The 14,498-nt window shown below is 56.7% G+C and carries 21 protein-coding genes and 2 pseudogenes; 6 read left to right on the forward strand and 17 right to left on the reverse strand.

The window, feature by feature from the left end:
* Nucleotides 1-541 precede the first annotated feature (541 nt).
* On the forward strand, nt 542-1,858 hold the full coding sequence (locus RVM24_RS08550; RefSeq protein WP_061333766.1) for an IS1380 family transposase: 1,317 nt from the start codon (nt 542-544) through the stop codon (nt 1,856-1,858).
* Nucleotides 1,859-2,179: 321 nt separating this feature from the next.
* Here the strand turns inward: RVM24_RS08550 and RVM24_RS08555 are convergent, their stop codons facing one another.
* From RVM24_RS08555 to RVM24_RS08595, 9 genes are all read right to left on the reverse strand, one after another.
* Nucleotides 2,180-2,494 carry an MbcA/ParS/Xre antitoxin family protein gene (locus RVM24_RS08555; protein ID WP_061333767.1) on the reverse strand — a complete coding sequence of 105 codons (315 nt, stop codon included), beginning with the start codon at nt 2,492-2,494 and terminating at the stop codon, nt 2,180-2,182.
* 4 nt (nt 2,495-2,498) lie between these two features.
* Nucleotides 2,499-2,738 (reverse strand): hypothetical protein, encoded by a 240-nt coding sequence (locus RVM24_RS08560; protein WP_061333770.1) that lies wholly within the window; start codon nt 2,736-2,738, stop codon nt 2,499-2,501.
* A 28-nt stretch (nt 2,739-2,766) separates the two neighbouring features.
* A complete protein-coding gene (locus RVM24_RS08565) occupies nt 2,767-3,087 on the reverse strand; it encodes a hypothetical protein (RefSeq protein ID WP_227510303.1) in 321 nt (106 codons plus the stop codon).
* Nucleotides 3,056-3,403 carry a metallophosphoesterase family protein gene (locus RVM24_RS08570; RefSeq protein WP_227510304.1) on the reverse strand — a complete coding sequence of 116 codons (348 nt, stop codon included), beginning with the start codon at nt 3,401-3,403 and terminating at the stop codon, nt 3,056-3,058. The genes RVM24_RS08565 and RVM24_RS08570 overlap by 32 nt, the downstream gene beginning before the upstream one ends.
* Nucleotides 3,400-3,612: a hypothetical protein gene (locus RVM24_RS08575; RefSeq protein ID WP_061333772.1), complete on the reverse strand. Its 213-nt coding sequence runs from the start codon at nt 3,610-3,612 to the stop codon at nt 3,400-3,402. Before RVM24_RS08575 ends, RVM24_RS08570 begins: the two co-directional genes overlap by 4 nt.
* Nucleotides 3,605-4,306 carry a metallophosphoesterase gene (locus RVM24_RS08580; RefSeq protein ID WP_197463894.1) on the reverse strand — a complete coding sequence of 234 codons (702 nt, stop codon included), beginning with the start codon at nt 4,304-4,306 and terminating at the stop codon, nt 3,605-3,607. Before RVM24_RS08580 ends, RVM24_RS08575 begins: the two co-directional genes overlap by 8 nt.
* Before the next feature lie 131 nt (nt 4,307-4,437).
* Nucleotides 4,438-4,860 carry a hypothetical protein gene (locus RVM24_RS08585; RefSeq protein ID WP_061333776.1) on the reverse strand — a complete coding sequence of 141 codons (423 nt, stop codon included), beginning with the start codon at nt 4,858-4,860 and terminating at the stop codon, nt 4,438-4,440.
* Between the two features lie 73 nt (nt 4,861-4,933).
* Entirely contained in the window at nt 4,934-5,101 is a 168-nt protein-coding gene (locus tag RVM24_RS08590) for a hypothetical protein (RefSeq protein WP_227510305.1), read from the reverse strand.
* The gene (locus RVM24_RS08595; RefSeq protein ID WP_061333778.1) at nt 5,101-5,340 is read right to left on the reverse strand and encodes a hypothetical protein; all 240 of its coding nucleotides are present in this window, start codon (nt 5,338-5,340) and stop codon (nt 5,101-5,103) included. The genes RVM24_RS08590 and RVM24_RS08595 overlap by 1 nt, the downstream gene beginning before the upstream one ends.
* Before the next feature lie 361 nt (nt 5,341-5,701).
* Between RVM24_RS08595 and RVM24_RS08600 the strand changes: the two genes are divergently transcribed.
* From RVM24_RS08600 to tnpC, 4 genes are all read left to right on the forward strand, one after another.
* Nucleotides 5,702-6,325 carry a hypothetical protein gene (locus RVM24_RS08600; RefSeq protein ID WP_061333779.1) on the forward strand — a complete coding sequence of 208 codons (624 nt, stop codon included), beginning with the start codon at nt 5,702-5,704 and terminating at the stop codon, nt 6,323-6,325.
* A gap of 118 nt (nt 6,326-6,443) precedes the next feature.
* A complete protein-coding gene (tnpA, locus tag RVM24_RS08605; protein WP_061333781.1) occupies nt 6,444-6,761 on the forward strand; it encodes an IS66 family insertion sequence element accessory protein TnpA in 318 nt (105 codons plus the stop codon).
* Nucleotides 6,758-7,102 carry an IS66 family insertion sequence element accessory protein TnpB gene (gene tnpB, locus RVM24_RS08610; protein ID WP_061333783.1) on the forward strand — a complete coding sequence of 115 codons (345 nt, stop codon included), beginning with the start codon at nt 6,758-6,760 and terminating at the stop codon, nt 7,100-7,102. The genes tnpA and tnpB overlap by 4 nt, the downstream gene beginning before the upstream one ends.
* A gap of 27 nt (nt 7,103-7,129) precedes the next feature.
* Entirely contained in the window at nt 7,130-8,782 is a 1,653-nt protein-coding gene (gene tnpC / locus RVM24_RS08615; protein WP_197463895.1) for an IS66 family transposase, read from the forward strand.
* Between the two features lie 132 nt (nt 8,783-8,914).
* On the opposite strand, the pseudogene RVM24_RS08620 reads toward tnpC, so the two are convergent.
* A pseudogene (locus RVM24_RS08620) lies at nt 8,915-10,023 on the reverse strand (IS3 family transposase); the annotation flags it as partial.
* 53 nt (nt 10,024-10,076) lie between these two features.
* Here RVM24_RS08620 and RVM24_RS08625 point away from each other — a divergent pair.
* Nucleotides 10,077-10,313, forward strand: coding sequence for a hypothetical protein (locus RVM24_RS08625; RefSeq protein WP_227510306.1), 237 nt, complete (start codon nt 10,077-10,079; stop codon nt 10,311-10,313).
* 31 nt (nt 10,314-10,344) lie between these two features.
* Here RVM24_RS08625 and RVM24_RS08630 read toward each other — a convergent pair.
* From RVM24_RS08630 to dmpG, 7 genes and pseudogenes are all read right to left on the reverse strand, one after another.
* A pseudogene (locus RVM24_RS08630) lies at nt 10,345-10,701 on the reverse strand (IS1634-like element ISCARN23 family transposase); the annotation flags it as partial.
* Between the two features lie 115 nt (nt 10,702-10,816).
* Nucleotides 10,817-11,209: a ketopantoate reductase family protein gene (locus tag RVM24_RS08635; protein ID WP_227510307.1), complete on the reverse strand. Its 393-nt coding sequence runs from the start codon at nt 11,207-11,209 to the stop codon at nt 10,817-10,819.
* Nucleotides 11,210-11,288: 79 nt separating this feature from the next.
* Nucleotides 11,289-11,732 carry a GlcG/HbpS family heme-binding protein gene (locus tag RVM24_RS08640; protein WP_061333794.1) on the reverse strand — a complete coding sequence of 148 codons (444 nt, stop codon included), beginning with the start codon at nt 11,730-11,732 and terminating at the stop codon, nt 11,289-11,291.
* A 5-nt stretch (nt 11,733-11,737) separates the two neighbouring features.
* Complete coding sequence (locus RVM24_RS08645; RefSeq protein ID WP_061333796.1) at nt 11,738-12,424, reverse strand: hypothetical protein; 687 nt, start codon at nt 12,422-12,424, stop codon at nt 11,738-11,740.
* 37 nt (nt 12,425-12,461) lie between these two features.
* Nucleotides 12,462-12,653 carry a 2-hydroxymuconate tautomerase gene (locus RVM24_RS08650; RefSeq protein WP_061333798.1) on the reverse strand — a complete coding sequence of 64 codons (192 nt, stop codon included), beginning with the start codon at nt 12,651-12,653 and terminating at the stop codon, nt 12,462-12,464.
* 9 nt (nt 12,654-12,662) lie between these two features.
* Nucleotides 12,663-13,457, reverse strand: a complete 795-nt coding sequence (gene dmpH, locus RVM24_RS08655) for a 2-oxo-3-hexenedioate decarboxylase (RefSeq protein WP_061333800.1) — start codon at nt 13,455-13,457, stop codon at nt 12,663-12,665.
* Nucleotides 13,454-14,491, reverse strand: coding sequence for a 4-hydroxy-2-oxovalerate aldolase (gene dmpG / locus RVM24_RS08660; protein ID WP_061333802.1), 1,038 nt, complete (start codon nt 14,489-14,491; stop codon nt 13,454-13,456). Before dmpG ends, dmpH begins: the two co-directional genes overlap by 4 nt.
* Between the last annotated feature and the right edge of the window lie 7 nt (nt 14,492-14,498).

Consider the following 14,498-nt stretch of genomic DNA (forward strand, 5'->3'; position numbering starts at 1 on the left):
ACTTGCTCACTCAAACTTCGCATCTACAATGAGATTGGACGCCGGTCAATTGGAGCAGCAGAATAGACTGCATTGGGGCAATGCGCTTGACGGACCCCATGATAGAATTCCTGAACTCAAATCCCAGAAATGAACAGTAGGCCAAACATGTGGGACAACTTTTTCGTATGGCTTTTGATCTTCTCGGTGATCCTAGCCGCGGCGGCCACACTGATTGGCGGCTTGGCACTCAGATCACATGCCAGGCTCTGGCGGGAAATCCACAAATTATCCGAGTCCTCCGATTCAAACTGACACCACCAAAATCAATCTTGAAGCGGATCTCAAGCCGATCACGTGTTTGACACCCGGGCGTTCTTAGAGTCGGTAAGAAAATCGATCAATACGGACGGCAGTCTTCCGCAGTTGCAGTTGACGGCTTGATTAAGTCCTAAATCCGTGACTTCAACGAGCTAAAGTCGCGCCCCAAGCCTGCAATAGCAGGATCTTGAGCGATATAATAGCCCCTGACATTCATTCACCCAGTCAGTGATTTTGGCTCATGCGTACCTTCACCCTCCAGCAATCCCGAACCGAAGTCTATACACCCAACGGTGGGCTGGCTCTGGTTGGCCACTGCCTGAATCGACATACATCCCTCACCAAAACCGCCCGCACCATCGTTAAGCGGCACGGTATTCCGAACATTGAACTGATTCGGACCTACCTGGGCTTGATTACGCTGGGCAAAAGCGATTTTCAGGCGGCTGAGCCGGTTCGCACGGATCCGTTCTTTAAATCCGCTCTGGGCATCAAGCAGTCGCCTTCCTCGGCTCGATTGCGCCAGCGCTTTGATGAAGATGCCAAGGCCCTGACGCCCCTGTTGGACGAGGCCAGCGTCGAGTTTCTTCAGTCCGTCGGGGCCCCGGTATCCCCCCTGCCGATGGGCCACGTAGCCCTGGATATGGATGTCTTTCCCATCGATAACAGCCAGACCCATAAAGAAGGTGTCAGCTACACCTACAAGGGCTACGACGGCTACGCGCCGATGGCCGCCTATCTGGGACAGGAAGGCTGGTGTCTGGGATGCGAACTGCGCCCGGGCAGCCAGCACGCCAACAAGGGATTTCTCGACACCCTCAAACGGGTGTTACCCCGGGCTCGATCACTGACGGATAAACCCATTCTGCTGCGCCTCGACAGCGCACACGACGCCCGTGCCAATCGCGACTTCCTCCGTAAGCAGGACCGGGTCGACTTCCTGATCAAGTGGAACCCTCGCAAAGAAGATCCGCTCGTCTGGGCGGAGAAGGCCCAGGCCCGCAAAGCCTGGTCACTGGAGCGTCACGGTAAAATGGAAGCGCTGCTCTCAGAGGCGATTCCGGACGAGCCCGGTCTGCGTCGCATCGTAAAGGTGACCGTTCGTACCAGCGATGCCCAGGGCCAGTGGTATCTCGAACCGGAAGTCAGCCTCGAAGGCTGGGTGACCTCTTTGCCAGCCGATGTGGCCGATGAGCAGCAGGTCATGGCGCTGTACAGTGATCACGCCACCAGCGAGCAGTTCCACAGCGAGTTCAAGACCGACCTGGATCTGGAGCGACTGCCGTCCGGCAAATTCGACACCAACAATCTAGTCATGGCGTTTGCAACGATGGGGTACAACGTATTGCGCTGGATGGGCCTGAGGCTGACCGGCCCGGATGCGCCGGTTCGCCATCCGGCCAAGCGTCGCCGCCTGAGAACCGTGATGCAGGAAATCATGACCCTAGCCTGCCGCCTGGTGCACAGCGGCCGGCAGTGGACTCTGCGATTTGGCCGACACTGTCCGGGCTTTACGGTTTATCACGATCTTTATCAGGGCCTTGCTTCTTCCGGATAAGCCGACTTCAAAACTGCAAAAAAACGGCCTTCCCTGGCATCGCATGCCGGGCCAGCCTGCTATTGTCTGAAGATCACTTTCTGGTTATGTATTGACCAACCTCGGACTATCCGTCGCTTTTGCTCTTTGCATCCCGGCCTCAATAACCAGAATTTCGCCCGGTTCTCGTCCGTGTTGGCGCATGGGGCCACCTGACGGGTGTAGTGGTGAGTGGAGTCACTGATTCAGGTAAGTGGTCAGGAAGCACACTGGAAGGTAAAGACGGTTTCCTTGAATGCCAGAGAGGATCCAAGAGCAATATGGCGACCGGCGACAGCATGATCAACTGAAGTCTCCCCACGCAATTTTCTGGATCGCAGAAGCTACTGACGCGCAGCCCTCATCAGTACCCAGCAAGTCGAAAGGTTTTTCACCATCGAGCGCCGGAACAGGGCTCTGTAGCCACTTGAATGCAAGCTCCGGGGATTCAAAAACCCGTATCCCCTGGAGAATAACATCCGCCGCTTGCTGTGTGATTTCCTGCTCCAGGCCAACTTTCACCATCTGATCCCACTGCCGAAATGCCTCTGGCATTGGAGCACTCAGGTCACATTGGGCCACCAGATCACTCAAACTGTAGCGTTTACGATCTGTCATTGTCTTACCTTCTACTTCCTTTTCGGCCGCGTATCACCGCGGCTTGCATCACTCCAGTCTGCTGATTGGAGAACCTGTCGAGTGGTTGGTATTCACCATCCCACTCCTGAGCATGTCGGTACCGGACAACCTGTGCTGAGGTGAGCTCGACAATATCATCGAACCCCGTTTCGTACCCCTCAACCAGGACAGGCGTTTCCGGCGGCAGTAACTTCAGATGTTCAATCAGTTCTTCCGCTGTCATTCAAACTCCTTGGTCAAATATGACCTTGTCATATCTCTACCACGACAGGCTCATTGCTGGGTTCGTAGCGAGCGGTACAGGTGCTGGCATTGATCAGTTTCGTGCTTCCCCGCCAGTATTCCCCGTAGCCCTCGTGGATATGGCCAAAGATGTGGGCTTTGAGTGAGAGTTGCTGAATTCGGTGAAGCAAATCAACGCATCCGACATTCTGGCATTTGAATCCGAGGTTTGCCTCATCGCCAATGCCTTTCGGTGGTCCGTGGGTGATCAGCACATCAACGTTGTCCGGAATGAGCTGCCATTTACGGTGCAGCGGCTCACCACGATCCAGCATAAACGCCCAGTCCATAAAGGTGGGTGTCCAGGGTGAGCCCCAGAACCAACCGCACACCCTCAATCTCGACGCCACTGTCTTCCAGGTAAATAGCATTCGTTAGTGCCTGCTGTGCCCATTCCAGAGTTTCCTGAAATGCCCAGTCGTGATTACCTGCAACCACAATCTTATGGCGATGCGGCAGCGTTCCGAGCCAGTCATTGAGGTCTTCGATGTTCTCCAGTGTGCCCTGACCCAGACTATCGCCCGCATGAACAAGCACGTCGCCATTGGGAATCTCCGGAATACGACGGTGCATGCTGTGGGTATCTGAGATACAGACCAGCTTCATTCTGTGCACTCCTGTGGCGTTAACAGTTCTGACTCCAGGCGCCAATCCACATAAGGAAGCAATCGGACCATGTTGCGCGCATCGTCCACACCGCAACCGAACTCAATAATTTCAATATTGTGGACACTTTGCGGCTCACCCTCCGGGTTAAACCGGGACACCCAGCAGGTAGCCTCGAGATCAACGATCAGCAATTTGCCGTTAGTCATTTCGCGGCGCCTTTGCCACCAGTGCTAATACTTGGTGAACCGGCATCAACGGCACCCGACCGGTATTTGCCAGAGTATCAATCCAGAGCTGATTGCCCTTCTGAATCATCTCGTCAGTACCAATGTGGCCTGACACCACGGCCGAGATACCCGAAATGGCATGATCCGCCCCCTGCGCCCGGTTCCAGGGCCAGGTGCATTCAATGGCAAAGCGCTCTGAGAAGGGACTGTCCTGAACGGTGCACCAGTCGTCGAATGGGCTTTGGGCATGCACCAACCCCAGTTGGCCGTTCTCGCATTCCAACGTGATGGTGAGTGGCATCTGGTAACGACAGCGGGTTGCCAGGCCCGTATAGGACACCTCGTCCAAGGTCGAGGCCCATTCCCCGCCCATTCCTCGATGCTTGTATCGGCTTCTGATATCTTCAGCGCCAGCGATAAACATCAACTCATGGTTGCCCATCACGCTGTGTACCCAGTCCGTTGTCAGCACCCACTCCAGAAGGGCCCGGGATTCGGGCCCGCGATCAATGGTATCTCCCAGCAGAAACAGGCGATCAACCACTTTGTTGAAACCAGCATCCGACAACGCGGCTTGCAGAGCCTTGAACTCGCCGTGAAGGTCACCACAGACCCAATCCACTCCGGTCGGATTGGCGGCAAAAAATCGGTGTCGGGTCAGTCGCATGCTCATCAACAAATACCACATGTAGGCAGATTACCTTTTACCAACAACAACATATGGCTATAGGCTAGCAATGCCGATCAAAAAACACCAGCGTTGATATGAGCCCGGAAATCTCAGGGAGAAAGCGCTGGTATGGTTCAGCTAGTCCAGGGCTCTGCGCTCAACCAGTTCCGCATGGCGCCCCCACGTTCTAACTGGCCAGATCGCTCCCATTCCCAAACCCAGCCGATGATGCGGTCAAAATCCACCACATCATTGATGTCGGTCGGCTGGACGTTGGGCACCATCCGATTGTTCTGTTCAATGTGATAATAAAGTAGGTCAAAAACGGCGCGTTCGTAGCTGGCGCACCTAAACAATGTCACCGGTAGCCCTGACAGGGCCAGAAACTCCGATATATCTACAATCTCTTGTTCTCCGAACAGGAAAGAGGTATCCGGGTAGTTATGACCGGCGATAGCCCAGACAGCGGGTGCCCCCATATCGTGCCAGAAAGGTTTTAAGCGCGCCGGGTGGAGAGTACAGAGTGCAGTCAGCCCGGTGATGTATGGAATCGGCATTGTTATCGCTCTAACATGGCCTGTTAACCTGCCCGCTTTGCATCAAAGTAACGCCGAGTTTTCATAAGATGCTTCAGGGGGCCTTGCGTGTGGCAACTTCTGATACCTGGTTAGCGTGCTCTGGGATACCCTCCCCGATCATCTGCATCATTTCTTCCTGAGTGCAGCCCCACTCACGACAGATACCAAAGAACCCTCTGAGAGCCACATGCCCTTTGGCTTTTTCGTCATCGAGGGCCATTATGTTCGTCCCTTCTCGGGCTGCTCTCGATCTTCCATAAAGTCGTCACTGACGCCTTCAGAGTCGAAATACTCGTCCCAAACCGGATCGGTCGGCCGGTCATAGCGCTTGACCGAACCTTTGAGGCGTTCCAGAGGCGTAAGCTCCCGGGGCAACGGCTCTGCCAACTCATCGGCATGGGCGGTTTGGGGATTGAGGCCCTCCAGAAGCTCTTTTTCGGTTGGGCGTTTCATCGTCATGGTAACGTACTCCATGGGCACAAAAGGGGCAGATCAAGAAACCATAACCCGCTTTGATCACGTGGTCGAGTCAGGGTCAAAGTGCAACTACGCAACAACCTGATGTTAGTTTATGCCGCTGTCTCTTGATGGTGAGTGGAAACGGGGAAGAACCTATCTGAAATAATGGCCATGAAGGTAGCGGTGATCGGCGTGATAAGCCGTAACTGAGTAAGTTATCGTAAGATCCAGACTACGATATTATCTGACTCCAGAATGCCATAAGGGAACTCGCACCAATGCAGTGCAGAATTCGGAGCCGACCCCGGTTACCAATTTAGCGCCAGCTTTGTGTTGCTGATCCGAATGGAGGGTTTGAGACGTGCAATCAGACGACAAAATTCGTAATCAGCTTGTCACCGAGGTGAGTCAAGACTATTTGGCCTACATTCTGTCTCAAGACATCCAGAGCAGCATTTCGAATTCGCCGCCCGATAACAAAACTCGTCAGAAGAGCCAGCCTTTATCGCCAAAAGAAAAGGACATTCTCAAAGCCGGCGGAGCGCGGTTCACAGACGCTGACAGCCATGCCATCGAAGAAATAACCCGCCGCCAGATCCAGCAGCTCCTGAATGAGGTGCGCGACATTATTAAGCAGGCGCTTACTCTGGACGAGGTAGCCCAACGTCTTTCCGTATCAAAAGAACAGGTTCGCGGTCTTCTTGCGAAGACACCCCCGGGGCTTTACACATTTAAGTCTCCCAGCGGAGTGCTGTTGTTTCCGCGTTGGCAGTTTACAGAGGAAGCCACTCTCCCCCATCTTCAGATCATTTTGCAGAACATTGGCCCAGGTGTGAACCTGCTTACCCTGAACCGGTTTATGACGACCGAAAACGGTGATCTGCTGCTCGGCAACCGCTGCCTAAGCCCAAGGGATTGGCTCGCCTCAGGCCATGATCCCTCAGAAGTTGAGATACTCGCCAGAGACATCTCCGGGCAGGTATGATGATCACCCAGCACTAGATAACACGGAGGCACCATGGATATGACAGCAGCGCTCATCGGTTACGGAAGCTTTGTATTGTCGTTACTGGCCATTGGTGTTGCTGGGTATTGGAAGGCCGATGCTCTGGAAGCTTGGGCAACTCGGAGGTTTAAAGCACCGTACTCCAGAACAGTGGCAAGCCCTGGTTGATCAGCAGCGTGACAGTGGCCTGTCAGCGTCGAAGTTTTGCAAACAAGAGAACATTGGTTACGCCAGCTTCTGCAACTGGCGCAAGCGCCTGGCCGACCCATCGACCGATGAGCCATCAGGTTCCGGGGAAGCCAGCTTTCTGGATCTGTCATCACTGATGGGTAGCTCTACATCCTCCGGTGCAGGCTGGCACATCGTGCTCAGCCTCGGCAATGGCGTCGAACTGCGGCTGAGCCAGAACGGATGATCGGGCTCGATAGTCAGGCCCGGATCTGGCTGTGCACCGAGCCTACCGACATGCGCAAGTCGTTCCGGGGCCTGAGTGCCCTGGTCCGGAATCAGTTGAAGCACAACCCGCTCAGCGGTCAGTATTTCGTCTTCATCAATCGCCGCAAGACCCAGATGAAGATGCTGTATTTTACGGCCACCGGTTACTGCCTGTGGGCCAAGCGTCTGGAGCAAGGGCAGTTCCGGGTGCCGTTATCCGCCTCCGGGCAGAAGCCTCTGACCCTGACGGATCTGCAGTTGCTGATCGATGGCATTGAGGTGCAGAAATACCGCCAATTCAAGCGTTTTCAGGGGGTATAGGGGCGGAATTCCGGTATAATACCCACCATGAATTCAACGGCTTCTGCACCCCAATCCAATGCACCTTCCTACTCGGCCCTGGCCGAGGAGAATGCATTGCAGCGCGAGCAGTTGGATGCTCAGGCGGAAGCTATTCGGCAGTTGAAACACCAGCTGGACTGGTTCAAGAGGCAGCTGTTCGGCCCCAAATCCGAGAAGCAGGTGTATGACCTGCCAGGACAGGACAGCCTGTTCCAGCCAGATGAAGCGCCACTCCCGGAAAAGCCTGCCGAGGAAGAAAAGCGCACCGTCAAGGCCTATCAGCGCGGCACCGGCAAGAAGCAGCGCGATGACGATTGCCTGAACGATACCGGCCTGCGTTTTACCGCCGATGTGCCGGTGGAAGTCGTTGAGCACCTGCCATCAGAACTGACCGGGCCGGACGCCGACCAATACGACATTATCGGCACCAAAACCACCTACCGTCTGGCCCAGCGGGCCTCCAGCTACGTGGTGCTGAAGATGGAGCGCCCGGTATTCCGGCGCAAGGGTACAGACCAGAAGTCTGTAACAACACCGGCTCCGTTCAACGTGCTGGATAACAGCCTGGGGGACGTTAGCTTGCTGGCCGGGTTGCTGGTCGATAAATTCCAGTTCCACCTGCCGCTGTATCGCCAGCACCAGCGCATCCAGCAGGCCGGCATTACCGTCAGCCGCAGTACCCTGACCAACCTGGTCAAGCGTGCCATCGACCTGCTTAGGCCCATTGTGGATGCCCAGACCGACAACGTCCTGAGAAGCCGGGTGCTGGCCATGGACGAAACCCCCATCAAGGCCGGGCACCAGGGCCGGGCAGGTCCGCAAAAAGGCAAGATGAAAGCCGGCTGGTTCTGGCCGCTGTACGGCGATGCCGACGAGGTGGTGTTCACCTACTCACACAGTCGGGGGCGTGCCCACATCGAAGCCACCCTCAGTGACTCGTTCAGCGGCACCCTGATCAGTGACGGCTATGCAGCCTACGCCCGTTATGCCGCGGCCCAGGCCAACGTCACCCACGCTCAGTGCTGGGTGCACAGTCGCCGTTACTTTATCGAGGCACAGAAGGAACACCCGGAGCCGGTCGCCGAAGCTCTGCAACAGATCGCGGCACTGTACAAAAACGAAGAAAAGATCCGCACCCAGAACCTGACCGGCGAGAAGAAACGTCAGTACCGGTTGGAGCACTCCAAACCGGTGGTTAGCGACTTCTTCCAGTGGTGCCGGGATCAGTTGGAGCAAGGTGGTCTGCTGCCCAGTGACTCACTGACCAAAGCCCTGAACTACGTGCTCAGCCGGGAAGCCAGCCTGACCGTGTTCCTGGAAAACCCGGATGTTCAGCCAGACACCAACCACCTGGAACGGGCCCTGCGCCCGATCCCGCTGGGCCGCAAAAACTGGCTGTTCTGCTGGACCGAACTGGGCGCGGAACACCTGGGCATCATCCAGAGCCTGATCAGCACGTGCAAACTGCACGATATTAACCCCTACACCTACCTGGTGGACGTACTGCAGCGCATCAGCCAGCATCCGGCCAGAGACGTGGCCGATCTGACGCCACGCCTCTGGAAACTCCGGTTTGCCGACACCCCGTTACGGGCACTGATCGACCCGCGTCATACTGACTGGCAGAACAAACAGCCGGAGACCGTTCATGCGCATTGAAGACATGAGCATCGACCAGTTAATGGAACTGAATCGCTACTGAGGTGGACCCAATCAGTTGGACAACCTGATGGTGTCCCTAAGCTATGATCCGGTTGTTTCCCTGGCTCAGGCTGCCAGAGATATGGGTTGCCCGTAGTACACCTCATCGGGCGTTTGGTAATCAAGGGTTTGGTGGTACCGGGTCTGATTATAATGCCGGAAGTACCGGTGGAGCGCCTGTTTTAAGTGCCGGCCATCCTCGAAGGCAGTGAGGTAGACGCACTCGTGTTTGACGCTGCGCCAGAGCCGTTCCACGAAGATGTTGTCATGGTAGCAGCCCTTGCCGTCCATGCTGATCCGGATGCCATGATCTTTGAGAGCGCCTGTGAAGGCGTCACTGGTGAACTGGGCACCCTGATCGGTGTTGAAGATCTCCGGCGGTCCATGGCGCTGTAAGGCCTCCTCCAGAGCATCGATGCAGAAGTCTGTGTCCATGGTGTTGGAGACCCGCCAGGACAGCACTTTACGGCTGTACCAGTCGATAATAGCGACCAGGTACATGAAGCCCCGGGCCAGCGGCACGTAAGAAATATCCGTTGCCCAAACCTGGTTGGGGCGATCGATTTCCAGCCCTTTGAGCAGGTACGGATAAATCTTGTGCCCATCGCCCGGAGTGCTGGTTCTGGGGCGTGGATACACCGCCTGGATGCCCATGGTGCGCATCAGGCGCTGCACCCGCTTGCGGTTTATCCGGTGGCCTTTGCGTTCCAGGTGGACACGCATTTTACGAGAGCCATAGTACGGCGTTTCCAGGTGCTGCTGGTCAATCAGGTACATCAGATCTAGATCCTCCTGACACTGTTCACGAGGGACGTAGTACACCGACGAGCGGCTCAGTTTGAGCAGCTCGCACTGGCGCACAAGGCTGACTTGGGGGTGACCCCGCTCGACCATCGCCAACCGCTGTTGACGGCTTACTGATCGAGCTTGCGCGACAAAAAATCGCGTTCCACCGTCAGTCGGCCGATCTCGCGGTAAAGCTCGTCAGTGCTGGGTTCACCGGATTGCTTACCGGCCTTCTTCTTGCCTTCGAAGAGGTCGGGAGCGTTCTTCAGCAGCTCACGCTTCCAGGTGCTGACCATGGTGGGGTGGATCTGGAAACGGGCAGCGATTTCGGATGTGGTCTGGTCCCCCTTGAGGGCGGCCAGAGCGACTTTGGACTTGAATGATGCGCTGTATTGCTTGCGTTTCTTGCTCATGATTCTCCTCCTTGTGGAGATATTGAATCAGAGCTTAGGTACCTGTCCAAATTTTGGGGTCCACTTCATACATCTGCCGGCGCATTGATGAATTGCGGGACCAGGAAAACCTGCAGGCGCTGAGTCAACTGCGAGTCGGCCTGAAAGTGACCTTCGAGGGCCGGGAAGGTCCGCTGCTGGGGATCGTCACAAAAATCAACCGCAAGAGCGTGATCGTGTTAGCCGAGGATGGCACCAAACAATACAAGGTGTCGCCCGGGTTGCTCAGGCCTCTGCGTGATGTGGGGTAGGATGGTCAATCACGTCTTGGAATGAACGGTTACGATTGAACACCATGATCCGCAGGAGCCGCTCGGCATCGAACTGGCGCTTGCTACGCAAGACACGCCGGAAGGCGTTATCCAGGCCGAGCTCTTTCCAGAGTGACGTCAGCAGCCAGGTATCACCCACGGAACGCGCCGGCGCGAAGTCGGTCTCGCCGGTGCCTTCCTCGAGCGTCGGCTGGCCGGTGACGCGCAACAGGCCGTTGATCAGCGCGCTGGATTCCCCAGCCGTAACGGCCTCAAGACGTCCCAGCGTCGCGATCACGCGTTGGCGCGGTTTGCCGGCCTCGTCGCGGTAAGACTAGACGAGCTTCACGTAGCGGCGCGGGCCGGATTTGGTGACTTTGACGAACATGTCACCACTATAAATCGCTTAATCTGTGCCTGGCAATGTATCAAGAGAAAAACGTGTCACTACAAAGAATTCGTGCAGAAATGGCTAAGTCACTGAATTCTCATGCCATGAGTGCCTATTTCAGGCCAGAATCGGACTGGAAGTGTCGAACTCGGGGGGGGGCGTTATCAACGCCATTCTGAAGTGACACCACCGGTACGGAACCGGAACGCAGCCAGTCGCAAAGTTCGGTCATGACTGCGTCAGTCGCCGTGGATTTGAGGGCAATGGTAACCAGATCAAAATCATTCGGGTGGTAATCCCGGATGAGTTCCTGATGATTACAGGCAGGAAGACCATGCCGGAGCACCTGCCCTTCATAATCAACGGTCAGGCCATCCGCTTTCAGTGCCTGAAGGTGATTGCCGCGAGCTGTCAGTACAACCTGGTGGCCAGCTTCAGCCAGCCTTGCGGCGTAGTAGCCTCCGATACCGCCGGCACCGATCATCAGAATCTTTAATGCAGCCACTGCAACCTCGATACGTCAGGATGTTGGTCAGAGAGAGTTCAGGGACAGCTGCCCAGAGTATATCAGGCCCGCAGCGCCGTCAGCTCGCAAGCACCTGCGCCGCAAACCGGGCGCATTCGATGTCTTCATCTTCGCTGCCACCAGATACCCCAATGCCGCCCACCAGAAAGCCCTTCCAGTACAGCGGCACGCCGCCGCCAATCACGGTGAAATCACCGGCCTTGGTGAGGCCTTCAAGCACTCTCGCGGGAGCCGACGCGAGCATATTTTCCAGATCAACCGTGTTAACGCCCATACCTGCGGCCGTGGTGGCTTTTTTCTGAGCCAGTTCGGAGGACACCAGGAACGACCCGGCCATTTTAATGAACGCCAACTGGCGCCCGGACGTATCCACAATTGATACCGTCGCCTTGATGCCCAGCTCTCCGGCCTTGTTAATGGCCGCCTGAAGCAAACTTAGCGACGCTTGTTCAGTCAAAGAAAACGAGGGTTGTGCGAGTGTGAGTTCCTGGTTGTTATCCATGGTTGCTATCTCATCCAGCCAAATCCGGACAGCATCTGTGCCGCATTGTTCATGCCACTACTGAACATCCGTTGGGGAAACTGCGAGCCCCCCAGGGTAAACGCGGCATTGAGCAGGCACACCGTCGGGTCATCCAGGCGATTGGTTTGGGCGGAGCCCGCAGCATCACCCTTGAACGACATCACGGCGCCCCACTGCTGATCCTGTGCCCAGGCACTGAGCAATTCCCTCAAATGCCGGTCGTGCAGGGAAATACCGTCTGGCTCTCTATGGCAGGCCTTGTCATCGAGGCAGATCACAAGGACATCCTGCTCCCGAAGCACCTCCAGACACCGCCCGACTCGCCGGTATTCAAGTTCACTCAGACCGGTATTGAGGATCAGCTCCGTTAACTCCCCCGGCTCCTCTGCCAGAAGCACCCGGAACAACTGGTGCCTGCTCGATACGTCCCGTGAATGCACTTCCGGCTCAAAACCCTGGTCTGAGAGCAGCGTCTTTATCCTGCCCGCGGTGGAGCCGTTGCCTTTAAGCTGCAGGATTTCCGGGGCTTTTTGATCGGCACGGGAGCTGATCACCACCACGCTTTTGTACTGCTTGCCCCAGATCATCCGGGCAGGCCCGGAACAGGCCTGTTCCCGGGACTGGATGCTGTCAGCGTCGCAGGAGACAAATAACACTGGAAGTTTGCTCATGTGCCTTCTCCTAAAAATCCGCAATCATCGCCGGGGCTTATCGCCCCAGCTTTTTTGCTGACTGCCCGCCGATGCCGAAATGTTGCTTCGGCATTTCGTTGAGAATGACACGAACACTTTCAACCGGCGCGCCGAGAGAACGGACAATGGCGTCTGTCACCTCGTGGATCAGCGTCTCCTTTTGCTCGTCCGTACGGCCTTCCAGAATGTTGATTTGAGCAACGGGCATAAAACCTCCTTATGCGAACCGGGCCGTGACCGTTCCCAGGCCCTGGTAGCGAACGCTGATGTTGTCACCGGCTTCCACCGCAATCGCCGCGGTGATGCCGCCGGTCATGATGAAGGTACCGGCCGGAATGTGCTCACCGCGCTCAGCCAGCAGGTTGGCCAGCATGGCCACGCTGGAGGCCGGATGGCCCAGCACCGCAGCACCGGCGCCGACATCCACAACCTCACCGTTCTTCTCAACCACAACACCCAGGGTTTTCAGGTCCAGGTCGGCCACGTTGGCCATGGTGCCACCGGTGATGAAACGGCTGGAGGAGGCGTTATCGGCCACCACGCTCACCAGGTCAAACTTGAAGTTCTCGTAGCGGGAATCGATCACTTCCACCGCCGGAATCACGAAATCCGTCGCCGCCAGTACGTCACCGATATGACAGCCCGGGCCATGCAACGGTGCCTTGGTCACAAAGGCGATCTCGGCTTCGATTTTCGGGTGGATCAGCTCTTTGGTGTTGACCACACCGCCGTCCGGCACGCTGAAATAGTCCGCCAGGAAGCCGTAGATCGGAGTTTCCACGCCCATCTGGGCCATCTTGGCCCAGGAGGTCAGGCCCATTTTCATGCCCACAACCTTGTTGCCGCGAGCTTCCTTACGGCGGCGAATTTCCCACTGCACGTCGTAGGCGTCTTCGAAGGTCATGTCCGGATAATCATTGGTGACCTTGGTGATGTCGCGGGCGTTCAGTTCGGCGTTTTCTACGTGCTCGGCCAGGGCCAGCATCTGGTCATTGTTCAGGGTCTTGCTCATGCTTTTTGCTCTTCTTGCGCCTTCAGCAGGTCCAGCGCCACGTCCACGATCATGTCTTCCTGGCCACCCACCATCCGGCGCCTGCCCAGTTCAACGAGAATATCCACAGTCTTCAGGCCATACTTCTGTGCCGCTACTTCGGAATGGCGCAGGAAGCTGGAGTACACACCGGCATAGCCCAGGGCCAATGTTTCGCGGTCGACACGAACCGGGCGGTCCTGCAGCGGACGAACGATGTCGTCGGCCGCATCCATCAGGGCGTACACGTCGGTGCCATGGTTCCAGCCCAGCTTGTCGAAGGCGGCGATGCACACTTCCAGCGGCGCGTTGCCGGCACCAGCGCCCATGCCGGAGAGGCTGGCGTCAATGCGGTCACAGCCTTCTTCCACCGCCACCATGGAGTTGGCCACACCCAGGGCCAGGTTGTGGTGGGCGTGAATACCGGTCTGGGTTTCCGGCTTGAGTACGTCTTTCAGGGCGCGGAAGCGATCCCGAATGTCGTTCATGTTCATGGCGCCGCCGGAGTCGACCACGTACAGGCAGGTAGCGCCGTAGTCTTCCATCAGTTTTGCCTGTTCAGCCAACCCTTGCGGGGTTTGCATGTGGCTCATCATCAGGAAGCCGACGGTGTCCATGCCGAGCTTTCGGGCGTGCTCGATGTGCTGTTTGGACACATCCGCTTCGGTGCAATGGGTGGCCACTCGCACGATTCTGGCGCCGGCCTTGTAGGCGTTGTCCAGGTCGTGGACGGTACCAATACCCGGCAGCAGCAGGGTGGCGATCTGGGAATGGGTGACCACTTCGGCCACCGCCTCGATCCATTCCAGGTCGGTGTGGGCACCGAAGCCGTAGTTGAAGCTGGAGCCTTGCAGGCCGTCGCCGTGGGCGACTTCGATGGAATCGACTTTCGCCTTGTCCAGGGCCCGTGCGATGTCCTGCACGTTCTTGATGCTGTACTGGTGACGGATGGCGTGGCTGCCGTCGCGCAGGGTCACGTCGGAGATGTAGAGTTTCTTGCCAGGGTTAACAGTCATGGTTCAA

This window comes from Marinobacter sp. KM021, assembly GCF_050707965.1.
In the GTDB taxonomy this organism is placed as follows: domain Bacteria; phylum Pseudomonadota; class Gammaproteobacteria; order Pseudomonadales; family Oleiphilaceae; genus Marinobacter; species Marinobacter shengliensis.

Coding starts and splice junctions, on each gene's coding strand:
- dmpG (WP_061333802.1), bottom strand. CDS start 14,491: ATGACTGTTAACCCTGGCAAGAAACTCTACATCTCCGACGTGACCCTG.
- RVM24_RS08565 (WP_227510303.1), bottom strand. CDS start 3,087: ATGGACTGGGCGTTTATGCTGGATCGTGGTGAGCCGCTGCACCGTAAA.
- dmpH (WP_061333800.1), bottom strand. CDS start 13,457: ATGAGCAAGACCCTGAACAATGACCAGATGCTGGCCCTGGCCGAGCAC.
- tnpA (WP_061333781.1), top strand. CDS start 6,444: ATGCTCTGGAAGCTTGGGCAACTCGGAGGTTTAAAGCACCGTACTCCA.
- RVM24_RS08640 (WP_061333794.1), bottom strand. CDS start 11,732: ATGGATAACAACCAGGAACTCACACTCGCACAACCCTCGTTTTCTTTG.
- RVM24_RS08590 (WP_227510305.1), bottom strand. CDS start 5,101: ATGGCCCTCGATGACGAAAAAGCCAAAGGGCATGTGGCTCTCAGAGGG.
- RVM24_RS08645 (WP_061333796.1), bottom strand. CDS start 12,424: ATGAGCAAACTTCCAGTGTTATTTGTCTCCTGCGACGCTGACAGCATC.
- tnpB (WP_061333783.1), top strand. CDS start 6,758: ATGATCGGGCTCGATAGTCAGGCCCGGATCTGGCTGTGCACCGAGCCT.
- tnpC (WP_197463895.1), top strand. CDS start 7,130: ATGAATTCAACGGCTTCTGCACCCCAATCCAATGCACCTTCCTACTCG.
- RVM24_RS08550 (WP_061333766.1), top strand. CDS start 542: ATGCGTACCTTCACCCTCCAGCAATCCCGAACCGAAGTCTATACACCC.
- RVM24_RS08585 (WP_061333776.1), bottom strand. CDS start 4,860: ATGCCGATTCCATACATCACCGGGCTGACTGCACTCTGTACTCTCCAC.
- RVM24_RS08560 (WP_061333770.1), bottom strand. CDS start 2,738: ATGACAGCGGAAGAACTGATTGAACATCTGAAGTTACTGCCGCCGGAA.
- RVM24_RS08595 (WP_061333778.1), bottom strand. CDS start 5,340: ATGACGATGAAACGCCCAACCGAAAAAGAGCTTCTGGAGGGCCTCAAT.
- RVM24_RS08570 (WP_227510304.1), bottom strand. CDS start 3,403: ATGAAGCTGGTCTGTATCTCAGATACCCACAGCATGCACCGTCGTATT.
- RVM24_RS08555 (WP_061333767.1), bottom strand. CDS start 2,494: ATGACAGATCGTAAACGCTACAGTTTGAGTGATCTGGTGGCCCAATGT.
- RVM24_RS08575 (WP_061333772.1), bottom strand. CDS start 3,612: ATGACTAACGGCAAATTGCTGATCGTTGATCTCGAGGCTACCTGCTGG.
- RVM24_RS08650 (WP_061333798.1), bottom strand. CDS start 12,653: ATGCCCGTTGCTCAAATCAACATTCTGGAAGGCCGTACGGACGAGCAA.
- RVM24_RS08580 (WP_197463894.1), bottom strand. CDS start 4,306: ATGAGCATGCGACTGACCCGACACCGATTTTTTGCCGCCAATCCGACC.